This window comes from Lentibacillus daqui, assembly GCF_027186265.1.
Lineage (GTDB): Bacteria > Bacillota > Bacilli > Bacillales > Amphibacillaceae > Lentibacillus_C > Lentibacillus_C daqui.
In genome coordinates this window covers 689,450-703,747 of the sequence record NZ_CP114176.1, presented here as the reverse complement: position 1 = coordinate 703,747, position 14,298 = coordinate 689,450, and the positions used below count along the sequence as shown (strand labels likewise).

General features: G+C 35.8%; 17 protein-coding genes. 1 reads left to right on the top strand and 16 read right to left on the bottom strand.

The features are described from left to right. Positions 1-47: 47 nt before the first annotated feature. The 10 genes from arsA to O2S85_RS03720 form a co-directional block, all read right to left on the bottom strand. Entirely contained in the window at positions 48-1,817 is a 1,770-nt protein-coding gene (gene arsA / locus O2S85_RS03765) for an arsenical pump-driving ATPase (RefSeq protein WP_269411384.1), read from the bottom strand. A gap of 18 nt (positions 1,818-1,835) precedes the next feature. Continuing rightward, complete coding sequence (gene arsD, locus O2S85_RS03760) at positions 1,836-2,198, bottom strand: arsenite efflux transporter metallochaperone ArsD (protein ID WP_269411383.1); 363 nt, start codon at positions 2,196-2,198, stop codon at positions 1,836-1,838. 41 nt (positions 2,199-2,239) lie between these two features. Continuing rightward, on the bottom strand, positions 2,240-2,659 hold the full coding sequence (gene arsC, locus O2S85_RS03755; protein ID WP_269411382.1) for an arsenate reductase (thioredoxin): 420 nt from the start codon (positions 2,657-2,659) through the stop codon (positions 2,240-2,242). Between the two features lie 14 nt (positions 2,660-2,673). After that, complete coding sequence (locus O2S85_RS03750) at positions 2,674-3,972, bottom strand: arsenic transporter (protein ID WP_269411381.1); 1,299 nt, start codon at positions 3,970-3,972, stop codon at positions 2,674-2,676. A gap of 16 nt (positions 3,973-3,988) precedes the next feature. Next, positions 3,989-4,333: an ArsR/SmtB family transcription factor gene (locus O2S85_RS03745; RefSeq protein WP_269411380.1), complete on the bottom strand. Its 345-nt coding sequence runs from the start codon at positions 4,331-4,333 to the stop codon at positions 3,989-3,991. A gap of 85 nt (positions 4,334-4,418) precedes the next feature. After that, entirely contained in the window at positions 4,419-4,622 is a 204-nt protein-coding gene (locus tag O2S85_RS03740; RefSeq protein ID WP_269411379.1) for a hypothetical protein, read from the bottom strand. Positions 4,623-4,677: 55 nt separating this feature from the next. Continuing rightward, a complete protein-coding gene (locus tag O2S85_RS03735) occupies positions 4,678-6,033 on the bottom strand; it encodes an NAD(P)-binding domain-containing protein (protein ID WP_439649428.1) in 1,356 nt (451 codons plus the stop codon). Between the two features lie 40 nt (positions 6,034-6,073). Further along, positions 6,074-7,120, bottom strand: a complete 1,047-nt coding sequence (locus tag O2S85_RS03730; RefSeq protein WP_269411377.1) for a flavin-containing monooxygenase — start codon at positions 7,118-7,120, stop codon at positions 6,074-6,076. 52 nt (positions 7,121-7,172) lie between these two features. Next, complete coding sequence (locus O2S85_RS03725) at positions 7,173-7,616, bottom strand: MarR family winged helix-turn-helix transcriptional regulator (RefSeq protein ID WP_269411376.1); 444 nt, start codon at positions 7,614-7,616, stop codon at positions 7,173-7,175. Positions 7,617-8,248: 632 nt separating this feature from the next. Continuing rightward, on the bottom strand, positions 8,249-8,491 hold the full coding sequence (locus O2S85_RS03720; RefSeq protein ID WP_269411375.1) for a hypothetical protein: 243 nt from the start codon (positions 8,489-8,491) through the stop codon (positions 8,249-8,251). A 96-nt stretch (positions 8,492-8,587) separates the two neighbouring features. On the opposite strand from O2S85_RS03720, the gene O2S85_RS03715 reads away from it, so the two are divergent. After that, entirely contained in the window at positions 8,588-8,800 is a 213-nt protein-coding gene (locus tag O2S85_RS03715; protein ID WP_269411374.1) for a helix-turn-helix domain-containing protein, read from the top strand. Positions 8,801-9,286: 486 nt separating this feature from the next. On the opposite strand, the gene O2S85_RS03710 is transcribed toward O2S85_RS03715, so the two are convergent. The 6 genes from O2S85_RS03710 to O2S85_RS03685 form a co-directional block, all read right to left on the bottom strand. Continuing rightward, entirely contained in the window at positions 9,287-9,547 is a 261-nt protein-coding gene (locus O2S85_RS03710; RefSeq protein WP_080873408.1) for a hypothetical protein, read from the bottom strand. Next, entirely contained in the window at positions 9,544-10,344 is an 801-nt protein-coding gene (locus tag O2S85_RS03705; RefSeq protein ID WP_080873407.1) for an ExeA family protein, read from the bottom strand. Before O2S85_RS03705 ends, O2S85_RS03710 begins: the two co-directional genes overlap by 4 nt. Then, the gene (locus tag O2S85_RS03700) at positions 10,337-11,590 is read right to left on the bottom strand and encodes an IS481 family transposase (RefSeq protein WP_080873406.1); all 1,254 of its coding nucleotides are present in this window, start codon (positions 11,588-11,590) and stop codon (positions 10,337-10,339) included. The genes O2S85_RS03705 and O2S85_RS03700 overlap by 8 nt, the downstream gene beginning before the upstream one ends. Positions 11,591-11,724: 134 nt before the next feature. Further along, positions 11,725-12,255, bottom strand: coding sequence for a DUF6431 domain-containing protein (locus tag O2S85_RS18735; protein ID WP_080873405.1), 531 nt, complete (start codon positions 12,253-12,255; stop codon positions 11,725-11,727). Positions 12,256-12,430: 175 nt separating this feature from the next. Beyond that, positions 12,431-12,910: an SIR2 family NAD-dependent protein deacylase gene (locus O2S85_RS03690; protein ID WP_269412464.1), complete on the bottom strand. Its 480-nt coding sequence runs from the start codon at positions 12,908-12,910 to the stop codon at positions 12,431-12,433. Positions 12,911-13,084: 174 nt separating this feature from the next. Further along, the gene (locus O2S85_RS03685) at positions 13,085-14,254 is read right to left on the bottom strand and encodes an IS256 family transposase (protein WP_269411063.1); all 1,170 of its coding nucleotides are present in this window, start codon (positions 14,252-14,254) and stop codon (positions 13,085-13,087) included. Positions 14,255-14,298: the final 44 nt, after the last annotated feature.

Here is a 14,298-nt window from a genome sequence, read left to right as displayed (position 1 = left end):
TTCCACTCCTATCCTTTTATTAAACTTTTAAAATAATTTTCATAGTGCTACTTGGTGTAATCTTTTAGCTTCTCATAGCCTACTTTTTCTTCACTAAGCCAAGGAATAATGGCACACCTATCAGTTAAATTTTGATTAACTTCATGAATCCATTCACTTTCTGAGGCAGCTTTGCCTTTTAAAATAGGATCAATTGTATCAGTGGCAAATAAACTTTGATTAATTACCCACCATTTGGGATTGATATTCGCACGTCTTAAATCATCTTGTAATCTTGACGCTTCTAATACAGGGGTAGCTTCCGCTAAAGTTGTAATTACAACAGAAGTTTCCTTTGGGTTTCGAATTTTAGGAAGTAGTTTGGTTACACTTTCTGGCACTTCACCAGTAGACCTAGCTATTTCTTTACTATACGACTGTGCTGCATCTAATAGAAGCAAAGTATGCCCTGTAGGAGCTGTATCAATGACAATAATTTCATTCTCCGATTGAGCTACTACTTCAGCAAATGCACGAAAGACTGCAATTTCCTCAGTACATGGTGAATTTAAATCCTCTTGTAAATAAGCCAGACCTTCTTCATCTAAATCCTCACCAGCATTAGCTAATACTTCTGTTTTATATTTTTCTACTTCATCTTTAGGATTAATACTACTAATTGTTAGATTCTGATTTAATTCGTAGTTTTGGAATTGGTGTTGCAAATGAGCCGCAGGGTCGGTTGTTGTTAAGTGAACACGATGTCCTTTTTCAACCAAACCAACGGCAATAGCAGAGGCAACCGTAGTTTTCCCTACCCCTCCTTTACCCATCGTAAAAATGATCCTGATATTACTTGATGAGAAATCACTTATTACATTATTTAGATTGGGGAGTTCTCCTATTTTATTCTCCTGATTTTCCTCTGATACTGGAATGACGTGTTCTTTAAATAAATATCGTAAATTCTCAATTCCTGTTAAAGAATAGGAAACAAATGGTAACGAATAACTTACGGTTTGTTTTAAATTAACTGGCATCTGATTTAAAGCATCTCTTTGCCTTTGATAAAAAGCTGTTGATACTTCATCACCCTTCATGTAATTTTGAAGAAGACCATTAACAATAAGTGTTTGATTTTTTATACCAATCTCTTTAAGTTCTTTGGACGCTCGGTCTGCCTCCATTAAAGATGAAGTATCAGGTCTTGTTACTAATATAAGTGTTGCTTTAGTTGAATCTGAAAGAACCTCAACGGTATTGGAATATAAATTCTTCTTATCCCCAAGTCCAGATAAAGGACCCAAACAAGAAGCACCATGCGTACTTTCTTCTAAGAATCCGTTCCAAGCTGTTGGCAGTTGTAACAGACGTAATGTGTGACCAGTTGGTGCTGTATCAAAAATAATATGGTCATATTCGTTTGTAATTTCTGTGTTTGTAAGCAACGTTGTAAATTCATCAAATGCAGCAATCTCGACTGTACAAGCTCCTGATAATTGTTCTTCCATTGTTACTACAACGGAATCAGGTAACACCCCACGATATGGACCAACTACTTTTTCACGATAAGCAGTTGCTGATATCTCAGGATCTAAATTACTGGCATATAAATTTTCTACCGAAGGAACTGCTTTCGGAGAATTTATTAAGTCAATCCCAAATACATCTTGTAAATTAGATGCTGGATCGGTGCTGATTAGTAAAACTTTTTTTCCGTTACCCGCTAATTCTACGGCTGTTGCACATGCAGTTGACGTTTTACCAACTCCACCTTTTCCAGTTAAAAATAAAAATTGTGTCTGCACAACATCTTGAGGTTTGAAAGATGGAAACATATTTTCACTTCTTTCTTTTCATTGTTTTTTTAGATTTAATGAAAGTCGGACTTTCGGTTTTTCAGTAAGCTCTTCCGCTTCTACACCTAGCCAATCAGCAAGTTCTTCATTTGTTGGGTAGGCTCCAACCTTCGCAACCTGTTCATCTACTAAAACAACAGGCAAAGCATCTGGACCTTTTTCATGTAGAACACTATTCACTGATTGTGTTTGAGCAAATTTATCAGGATCATTCGTTAATTGATACCTTTTCACATCAAATCCTTTATTTTCTAAAGAATATACCGCAGACGCTACTCTGGTTAACTCTGGATCAACCGATGGACCACATACGCCTGTCGAACAGCACATTGCTGGATCAAATATCTCAACTTTTTTCATCTAAAACCCTCCATTTAATATGAAATAAACATTTTCATACATTATTCTCCTGTTTCCGCAAAACGTTTGATTCTTTCTCCTATTTGGTCACGAACGTTTTGGAATACAATCCATTTTTCCTCTTCATTCCCTTGAGCTTTAGCTGGATCGTCAAACCCCCAATGGTCACGTTTCACTTGTGGCGGTGTCATTGGACATTTATCCGCAGCGTCTCCGCATAAAGTGACTACAAAGTCTGCATTGTTTAAGATTTCCGGGTCAATAATATCCGATGTCTGGTTAGAAATATCAATATCAACCTCTTGCATTGCCTTTACTGCATTGGGATTTAAACCATGTGCCTCAATACCTGCACTTTTCACTTCCCAAGCATCTCCAAGATATTTTTTCGCCCAGCCTTCAGCCATTTGGCTTCTGCAAGAATTTCCAGTACATAAGAAATAGATTGTTTTTTTAGACATAATCAAGCTCCTTTTTAAAATAGAATCAATGTTAGATATAGTCCTACCAATGTAATCAATAAGATAGGAAGTGTTAAAATAATACCTGTTTTAAAATAAGTTCCCCATGAAATCTTAACACCTTTTTGAGATAGTACATACAGCCATACTAATGTTGCCAAAGAACCAATCGGTGTGATTTTGGGACCCAAATCTGACCCGACTACATTTGCATAAATAAGAGCTTCTCGTAACACACCAGATGTACTTGTTTCCGCAATGGCTAATGCATCAATCATTACGGTAGGCATATTATTCATGATGGATGATAGAAAGGCTGCAATAAATCCCATGCCAACCGTTGCAACAAATAAACCCTGGTCAGCTACTGTTTGAATTATACCTGCCAATGCCGATGTCAATCCGGCATTACCTAGTCCATAGACCACCACGTACATTCCAATGGAGAAGAACACGATATTCCATGGTGCCCCTTTAATCACTTCTTTTGTATTAACTGCAGCACTGCGTCTTGCCATGATGATAAAGAAAATCGCAATGATTCCAGCAATAATCGAAACAGGTACGTTGATGAATTCACTCGTAAAGTATCCAATTACTAATAAACCAAGTACAAACCATGATAGACGAAACATTTTTAAGTCCTTAATCGCTTCACTTGGCGTTCTCAATTTCGATACATCATAATTTTTAGGTATGTTTTTTCTGAAATAAATTAATAATACCGAAATCGTTGCTACCAGAGAAAATAAGTTTGGAATAATCATTCGTGAAGCATATTCGACAAATCCAATACCAAAGAAATCGGCTGAAACAATATTAACTAAGTTACTAACAATAAACGGCAGGGATGTTGTATCAGCAATAAACCCACTTGCCATGATAAATGGAAAAATCATTTTTTCTTTAAAATTCAAATGACGTACCATTGCAAGTACAATCGGTGTTAGAATAAGTGCTGCACCATCATTCGCAAATAAAGCTGCGACAATCGCACCCAAAATGCTAATATAGACAAACATCTTGATTCCATGGCCTTTTGCAATTCGTGCCATATGTAATGCTGCCCATTCAAATAATCCAATTTCATCTAATACTAATGAAATAAGAATGATTGCCACAAACGATAATGTTGCGTTCCATGTGATACCAATAACTTCAAGTACATCACTAAATCCCACTACTCCTACGAGTAAAGCAATAATAGCTCCTCCCATGGCAGACCAGCCAATATTTAAATTCTTTGGCTGCCAAATGACTAGGACTAGGGTTAATACAAATATTAAAATTGCGAGTATAAGCGTTGCCTGCAAAATAAGACCTCCAAAATTAACAACAAGAAATTCGTGTACCTTTCTCTTCCAGTTCTTTTAATTTATCATCTTGATCCGGTAATTGATCAAGAATTGGTTTGATAAATGAATAATACTCACTCTTATTATTGACCGAATAAAATATCCATTGTCCTTTTCTTTCTTCTTTAACCAGCCCTAAATCTTTCAGTTTACGTAAATGTTGGCTAATAGATGGTTGGCTGGATTGAAATATTTCAACAAACTCACAAACACAACACGTTTGTTCATCAATTAATTTCAGCATTGTCAGTCTTGTTTTATCGCCAAGTAATTTTAAAATACCGGCAGCTTTCTCCAATTCGATTGTAGTTTGCAGCATTTAAATCCCCCCCTTTTCATTAAATTATAATATAAGTATATAACTATACACTTATATATTCAAATAAAAAATTTTAGTGCAAACTTTATTTTCTATTTTTTAATTCCTCATAGGCTTCCATAAAATGTTCAAAAGAAATGTTTCCAAACGTATTTTCATCATTGCGAAATAGACGATCAAACGTGATTTCCTTTGCTCTCTCTAAAGTACATTGTCTGCTGTTCATAATCAAAGAAAAATATGCCATAAAGTATTCTTTGCTTAAATCACCGCCTTTATTAATAATCATTCAGACCACCTCCAAAAAGAGAAAGTAAATGATACTTTCCCTTTGTTTTTTTATTTCAGCAACACGAATTGCCAGCATTTAAATTCGTACTACATACACCTGTTTCAGGTAACTCCAGTTCGACTTTCTCAGAGGCTTCATAGTCCCCCGACAAATAAGCTACAATGGATCGAACCTGTTCATGTCCAGTTGCCATTAAGAATGTTGGTGCCCGACCATAACTTTTTGCTCCCACGATATAAAAATCTTTTTCAGGTTGTCGCAATTCTTTTTCTCCATGTGGGCGTACTGTTCCGCAACTGTGTATATTTGGATCAATCAAAGGTGCAAGATCTTTAACACTTTCTGTTGCTGAATCAATACTCGTTCTTACCTCACTTAGATTTGAGAAATCTGGTCGATTGCCTGTGTTGACAACCAATTCATCTATATCTGAAATCGTTTTTAACTCTCCTTGTGATTCTCCTGTCAGCTCTATTTTACCTTCTTTTTCATGTATACGTTGAATTCTAAAAGGAGTAACTACTTCAAATATATTTGCATCTACTAAGTTGTGTATACGACTTCCTAATGCTCCTCTTGCCTCAAGTGCATCCAGTTCTTCTCCTCCAAATGCCTCTTTTACGCTATTTTTTCTTAAAACCCATATAATTTCTGTTGCAGGATGTTCTTCTTTTAATTTTGCTAATTCCAATAACGAATTAATAGCAGAATGACCACTTCCGATAACAGCAACACGCTTGTTTAGATAACGGTCTTTATCTTCTCCAAGAATATCTGGAATGCCGTAAAAAATTTGATTTTTTATATCTTTTTCTTCTTTTAACCATATTCCGTTTGAATTTGCAGGATTGGGATTTCCCCAAGTTCCGGTTGCATCTATGACTGCTCTTGCTTCAAATTGTGCCAGTTCGTTACCTTGTTCTGCATAAATCACAAAAGGTTGTTGATCTCGATTGGCTGTTTTCATTTTGTCCGTATTTTTGCGGCTAATGGAAATAACCTTTGTATTCACAAACAAGGACTTTTTGATTTCTGGTGTATTTGCTAACGGTTTTAAATACTGGTCAACTAACTCTTTACCAGTAGGCAATTCATCTTGATTCGGTACATTCCAATCTTGCTTTTTAAGAAGTTTCAATGCCGTCTTATCAATATTATATTTCCAAGGTGAAAAGACTTGGACATGCTCCCATGATAAAATATTTTCTCCCACTTGGGAACCGGATTCCAATAAAATAAATGATTGTTCATAACTGGCTAAATGGGCTGCTGCGGCAAGGCCTACTGGTCCAGCACCAATGACTGCAATAGGTAAATGTTTTTTATATTGCTTATTACTTTCCTGTTGTAGCTCTTCCTGTAGTTGGCAACAATTCGTTTTAATTTCTATACGTTCCATGTTCATCATCCTCCCAAGTTTTATACTAATCAATGTTATTTTATCCTCTTTATAAATTTCTTCTTATATGCTTTATCACGAACTTACTATCAGAGCCAGTCCCTCTTAATGTTGCAGAAGAAAAAGAACGTTGCCCTTCAAGTCCAACATAATAAAGTCCGGAAGTATTCTGGCTGATACCAGCTTTTTGTAACGGTCTTCCTTCAACATCAAATTTTTCGATTGATTTTAGATACCCAAAATCAGAACGATACCCTGTAGCAAAAATCACAGTGTCTACAGGCTCTTGGTCACCTTCTGACCAAACAACACCATCAGGATATAAACGCTCGAACATCTTTTTTTGATTAGGGTTACCAGCTTCTAACTTTTCCTTATATCCAGCCAAATCAACTGCTGAGCTGGGAATTGGAACTTCTTTTCCAAGTCGCCAGAATGGAAACTTATCAAAGCCGATTGCTTTCACCCAATAATGTAAATCTATCCCCATTATCTTTTGTTTTACTAACTGCACAGGCTTTCGAGCTGCAAGCGTAGTGTTACTCTTTTCCGATAATTCCATAGCAATCTGAACGGCTGAATTTCCACTTCCAACAACGATTATTCTTTGACCTATATACTGATCAGGATTTTGATAAGATGAAGAATGAAGATGATTGCCACGAAAAGTATCCATACCATTCATTTGCGGTATATATGGATTATGAAAAGAGCCGGTGGCGTTAATAATCGTTTTTGCTTCATATGATTTTCCGTTAGAAGTTTCAATAGTAAATCCTTTTTGATTACGAGTAACTTTATAAACCCGTTGATTGGTTAAGACAGACAATTTAAACCGTTTGGTATAGGTATCTAAGTAATTGATAACATCTATTTTAGTCGGATATCCTCGTTTGTCTCTGTTCATTCTCATGCCGGGCAAGGAAGATAAACGTGCAGGAGAGAAGAGCTTTAAACTATCATAATAATATGACCATGAACCAGTTGCTTGCGTATTTGCCTCAAGTATTAAATAATTCAAACCGTATTTTGTTAAGTAATACCCCGACGCAAGGCCAGCCTGCCCTCCGCCAATGACGATAGAGTCATAAATCATTTTGCTCCTCCTTTCACTTGCAAAATGCAAGTATTGATTTTTATAAATTTATCTATCTTGGAGCACAGCAAGAACCAATTTTACCCATTGTATTATTAAGTAGCTGAATAGAGCGAAGCACCGTTTCTTTTTCAAAATCAGTCATATGGGCAAATATTTCTTTTAAATAAGTATTTATCTGTTCGTCAATAATTTTAGCTACATTTGTTCCTTCCTTTGTTAACTCAAGTGTATGAATGCGTCGATCATTTAGACTAGGTGTCTTATTAACTAAATTCATTTTTATTAAAGATTGAACTTGTCGACTAAAAGTAGTTATATCTGTCCCTAAAGCTTCTGCAACTTCTTGGACAGACGGAGCGTGTTGACGATTGATTTCATAAAGAATATGGCTTTGAATTAACGAAATATCAAGTCCATCTGCGGAACAACAATTTTTATTCAAAAGACCAAATCGACGTGTCATTATTTGAAAAAGGTCACGAGTATTTTCCATGTATAATTCACCTCTTTAATTGTTATACAATATTTATTTGCAAAATACAAGTAATATATTTGAATTTTAACTAATAAGAGATTTAACTTTGTATAATTGCTTTCTTAATTCAACAACGTCATTTCTTTGAAAGCAATGCTTTCAATTATATTAAAGTGTTCCTGATTTTCTTTCAAGAGTCCCAATTAATAAATAGTTTACAAGAATTACATTGTATATTATTAATCGTTACCAGTATATATAGGTATTTTGAGCTTTTGTACAACTATATTATATGGTTTACATAAAGATAACAGAATGCGTCTATACACATAATATCTCTGCGTGGTTCATAAGAATAATCCATCATGATATTATACTTCATTATATTCTCTTTCGATGCGAATATATGTTCGCTTACATATTATAAGAACGTACATTCGTATATACAATATGAATATGCTAAAAATACCGTGCTAATTTATGGAAGCTAATATAATATTATAGAATCTGGCCATTATGAAACATATTTTGTCTTATAATGATAAACGTTATAAATTAAGAATTTCATGTCACAATCTACATTATATAACCAAAACACCTATCAAGATTCTTTACGAAAATTGATAGGTGTCTTATTTAATAAAATATTTTTACTCATCAAGATCAAAAATTTTGCCTTCTAAACAACTGATATCATCCATTATTCCTTCCTGTTCATAATTAAGTAATCTGATAATCCTTATTAATTCAGGAAGTGCATCCTCTACTGTATACATCTTATCCGAAGCTAAACTATACGTAACATTTAGCAGTATATCTTCCATTTCTACAAAATATAGTTTGCGACTTAATTGGTCTATTAATAAATCTTTAGATGTTTTTACAGATGTCACTTCAACCCTCCTCAACTCATACGCTTATGCGTAAAATACTTATTCCATTATAATATACGCTTAAACGTAAAGTCAATAATAAGGAAGAGGTTTGAAATGAAAAAAGTAAAATTACAACTCAATCAGTTACTTCATCATCATAAAATGTCGCTTACTCAACTGCATGTAAAAACAGGCATTCGTCAAGCTGCATTAAGTGAATTAGCAAACGGCAAAAGACAACGAATCCAATTTGAGCATTTGGATAAAATCGTGGATGCCCTAGATATTAAGGATATGAATGATTTATTTCGTATTGAAGAAGAATGAATAATAGAAGCACCAACATAGCATGTATTTTAAATTATCTAGAATTATGCTATGCAGTATATTTAATTCTACTAACCTTGATTTTATATCTTTTTCTAATTTTAGTTCATATCTAGAAAGTATTATATACAATCCTTATTAAAAATTTTATATCGAATATATCAGCTGTATACCCCAACTAATTCAATGAAATCGATTCTTTTAGATAATCATTCTTTTACCCGTTTAGTAGAAGTTACCATGGATGCAATAACTGGTATATTAAAGAAATAGGATCTAATCCTTTTTCTTTAATATACTCAGATATCAAGACTGTAACGCAAAAACATTTATATTATAGGTGTAAACGAGCACATTATCCTAGCTCCCATTTTTCAAATTAATTCGGTATAAAATCTGAAATAATGTGCTCCGATTTTCAAGCTATTCTGGAATGTGCTCAACTATTTTCAAAATAATTCAGCTCCATACTCCAGAAAAAAGACCCTAAAGCGGGTCGTCAACTTTCGCATATTGATTTAAATCTACACTTACTTTGTAAACTACTTCTCGATGAAGCACGACTTTCACTTCTTTCTCTAATGTGATAAACCAATCTGTATCCTTCTCCAGAAATGCTTCAAAATACTGCTGCTGAATAAGAAGATGAAACGTATATCCTTGATCTAACCAATATGCTTCATGGCCAATCCATAGCCTCCATTCTCTATCATCATAATGAAAAACCAAGATCCCTTTTGTCATCATAAACTACTATCCTCGATAGCCAAGCGTACAACTTCATCATCAATTTGATTTTTCTTTAACTGGGCTCCAAACAGAAGACTATTCACTGTCAATGTGTTAACGACCCTCGGCCAGCCTTGAGAACGCAAACCAATAGCCTCTATTGCTGTATCCGTGAAAATAGGCATGTTTGCACCAGCTAAGTTGAGATGATGCTCTATATACTTTGCGATTTCCTCTTTCTCCAGAGGCTGCATCTCATACTTCATAATCAGTCGCTGCGCTAAGGGGCGATGGTGGTTTATCGATAAGCGTGTTTTGAGATAGGGAAGACCAGATAAAACTAAGATAAATGGGTTCGTTGAATCCATTTGAAAGTTAAATAGTAGTGCTAAATCCTGAAGAAACGAATCTTTCGCCAGGTGCATTTCATCCAGTATAAAAACGGGCGTCACTTTTCGTTCGTGTTTCAGTTGTTCCATTCCTTGTTGAATTTGACGAAATAAATCAACTTTCCGGAATTTCGGTTCTTCTCCAAGTCCATACGCTAAACCGCGATAAAAGTCCATCACTCCTCCTGTGGAAAGAGGGAAGTAGACGATATGATATAGAGACGGATGGAGCGATTCTTTAAAAGAACGCAACGTGAATGTTTTGCCGGTTCCGGCTTCACCTACGAGAAGTCCCATCCCTTTTGTTTCTTTCAAGTAATCAAGAGCGCCAAGTGCTCCTTGATAATCGGTGGATAAAAACGCATTTTCTGCACGTATATCTTTAGAAAACGGTGTTTGTGCCAAAGAATAGAATGTTTTATACATGGGTATCCTCCTCCAGCTCTTCCCGTTTGGTAAATGGAGACCGGACACGTTTGGCGTGGGCATTATCTTTCATTGATACGGGGACTGCCTCTGCTACTTTTTGGTCGTCCTCGAACACAAAAATACCTTTTTCATCAAAACGGACATCGATAGATTGTCCGATAAAACGTGGAGGCACCTCATAAAGCTTTCCGTTTAGCGTAATCGTGCTGTCTGCCTTTACTTTTCGATGCTCTCTTTTCAAGAAAACCGTATCCAGAATCAATGTATCCTCCAAGAAATGCACGTTTTCTAATTGACTTTGATACACTTCATGTGGTGTCTTTCCTTCTAAAGAAGCATGAACCCGGCGATGGTATTCCTCTTCTAACCAGCGCCAGAATCGCTCATTCAATTCCTCCAAAGAGTCAACGGGGTCGGCCTGCAGAAGAGGATAAAATCTGGTTTGGATCGTTTTAAAAATCCTTTCTACCTTGCCTTTAGCACGGGGATCATACGGTTGTGTGTGTATTAACGTAATCCCTAATTGTGCACAAGCATATTGTAGGGTTTCCGAACGATAGATTTTTCCATTATCCGCATAAATGAGATTGGGTTTCCCTCTTCGAAGCAGTGCTTCCTTAGTCACTACTCTAACACCATCAAATTTTTCCGAAGTAAAGAATTGGCCAAATGGCACCAATCGGGAACAATCATCAATGTACAGAATCAAAAATGTTTTTTTCTTTTTTCCATCTATCGAAATATAAGGACCATGCGACAAATCCGCCTGCCATAAATGGTTAACATGTTCATGTGCAAACCTTTTTCGCTCCGGGATGGCACTTATTTTTTTGCCAACAAGGTTGTGTTTTTTCAATAATCGGTTTATAGTAGAGTAAGATATATTATTTTTGTTGATTTCTCCTTGTTTGATGAGCTGTTCGTAGAAAACACTCACAGGCATATGGAGAAATTTTTTTCTTATATACAGGATTTGATCCTGATCTTCCGGCGTTAATCTCCTGGAATTCCCCCGATCTGTTCTTTTCTTCGGCTTTAATGCGATGAATCCACGTTGTCGATAGTGATACAGCCATTCCTTTATTGTTTTTTCTGCCACAGTTCGCTTACCATAATAAGGAACCGAATGCACCTTGCCTTCCAACTGTTCAAAATAAGTCTTGGCATCGATCTGTTCATTTAATAATGGCGCAATTAAGCCATATCGAAATAAAGCTACTTGTTCACGTTCTTTTTCTGTCATGGAATCTTCCTCCTTTTTGATGAGAAGGACGACCGGTCATCCATAAATTTATTCTATCTTTTACGACATCCTTTGAAAACGCAAAAGGTATGTGGAATCGTAATTATTTTTTTGGGTTTTGAAATACGGCTGGATTAATTCGCCATAAAGTAGGTCGATAAGTGATTCCAGCTCCTTCGTAAGAAGGAAGATTCGCCAATATGCATAATCCTTTTCAAATAGTTTAGAGGCTCTTTTTTTCCTTTCTCCATTGTATTTTTTCTCTTCTCCTCATCTACGAAATAACTATGTATCCAAGGAACCCCTTTTAAAAAACGTCGCACATGGAATGTACATAATTGACGGGGACCATTTCCTTTTTTGTTTTCCAGAACTTCTCTTATCCTTTTTAAAATCGTGTGAAGAGTGTATTGAAAATAAGGAAGAAGAAAGTCCGGCAGGATCGAAAAACTCATTTCACACAAAAGACATTTCAATCGGCAGATTGGAATACGTAATGTGGCATCTTCTGTGATTCCATTTCTCCAATAAAAACCGTGACGATAAACATTTCCTCCACCCGTACAATGACAATTTGGACATTGATCCAATACTGGAAATTCATTTTCTTTACCTCTTTGGACGTATTCCTCTATACTTATTTGAAAATCATGGGATAGAATCATTCAAAAACCTCCGAAGGAATTTGAACAAAAATTAGCACATTTCTTCAGAGAAGTACAGCAGTAAAGCCGGAGAAATTTGAAAATTATATTGCTTTTTTAGAAGAAATAATGTGCTCGTTTACATTATAGGATATCTTCACGTTTTCTTATGTCAGCAGACTTACTTCTTGTTTATTTATTGTAACTCTTTTAGAATAGTTTTTATAGCTTTTACAAAATCATTTTTTTCAACGTCGTCAACTTTAACACCGATAGGAAATAAATCATTTTCTAATAATTCGTCAGCATCAAAAGAATGGATATTTGGAACTATAATAAAATGTTCCCCCTTAATTTGCGAATATACTTTTTTATACAGGTTTTTAAAATACTCGTCTTTAAAAGAAAAACCTATAAATAATAAAGTCTTATTACTCATGACCCCATTAAGGAAATGCACTGTTTTTTCCTCTTTATAAAATTCATCATAATCCTCTTTTGTAACTATCATTGATGTATAAGGTTCTACATTCCCATGAAGATGAATAACTTCTTGTTTATCTTCATTTAAAATTTCTGGTAAATCAACCAAATTCTTTAAGATTTTAGGAATTGTATATTGGTCTTGATAATCATTTAAATAATCAGAAACTGCATTATCATAATTAGTAGTAATAATAACCGATGAATTAAGCTCAATAATATCTAAGATATTATGATTAGTACTATCATTTTGGTACCGTCAATAAGTTTGTGTAAATTTGTAGGATATCCTCTCTATTGGGATGTGTTTTCAGGCACCGTCCCCGGGTACCCGGGGACGGTGCCTGAAAATTAGCTCGTTTATTCCCTATTCCCCGTAGCGTTCTTCAAACATATCTTGTAATGCTTGATAAGCGGTTGCGAATCCTCTTAACTTACGTTCTCCCCATCGTTCGTTATAATCTGTTACTTGAAGGTACACGATTTTTTCCGTTGCTTGTTCACTTGGTAAGCTATTCATCGTTTTCGTACGCTTCTTGATTTCTTTCATGGTTCTTTCGATGATATTTGTCGTATAGATGACACGCTGTATAGAAGAAGGGTAATCCAAAAAGGTAAGGAGAACATCCAAATCTTCTTCCCAAGTCTTGACGACTTTAGAATATTTGCTTTCCCAGTCTTCTTTAAACGCTTGAAATCGTTCTTTTGCTTCTGCTTTTGTACTTGCCTCATAAATGGGTTTTAAAGCTTCTGCAACGGCTGTCTGATCCTTTTTACGAACGGCATTTAACGCATTGCGAACTTTATGCACGACACAACGCTGGACATCCGCTTTGGGATACACTTCTTTCATCGCTGTCTCCAAGCCAGGAAGCCCATCAAACACGCCAAGCAATACTTCTTGAGCTCCACGTTCATATAAATCCTTCAAGATTTCTTTCCATCCCAGGGAACTTTCCTTTCCGCCTACATAAAATCCTAAAATTTCACGATAGCCGTCCTCATTCACACCAATGACGATATAGACCACTTCATTGGCGACATCATCCCGGCGTAACTTCAAATAGGTTCCATCGAGATAGAGCACGGAGTAACGCTTGTTTAGCGGACGCTTTTGCCATGCTTCTATATTCTCTAACGTTGCTTCTGTGATATTGCTCACCGTTGCAGCTGAGTAGGATGAACCCAGCATATGTTCAATCATTTGCCCGATTTCACGTGTGCTGACTCCTTTTTGATACATACGTGTTACAGTTTCACCAACCCATTGATCACGACGCTGATAGGGATCAAATAATTCCGTATGAAATGCTCCGTCGCGATCCCGGGGAACAGACAAATCATCAATATGTCCATGCTTGGTATCCAGACTGCGTTGATAATAGCCGTTTTTTATTTGTGTTAACTCCGGATGTTCTTCCTCAAAGAATTGTTTTCTTTCCTCTTCCATAATGGTTTCCAACTGTTCTTTGACAAAATCGCGTACAAGTCCATCTAGTTGATTCATAAAGTCATCTTGGTTTATACTTTGAGACATGGTAGGGTCTCCTTTCTTGATTTTTTGTCCAATTTCGAGGGTAC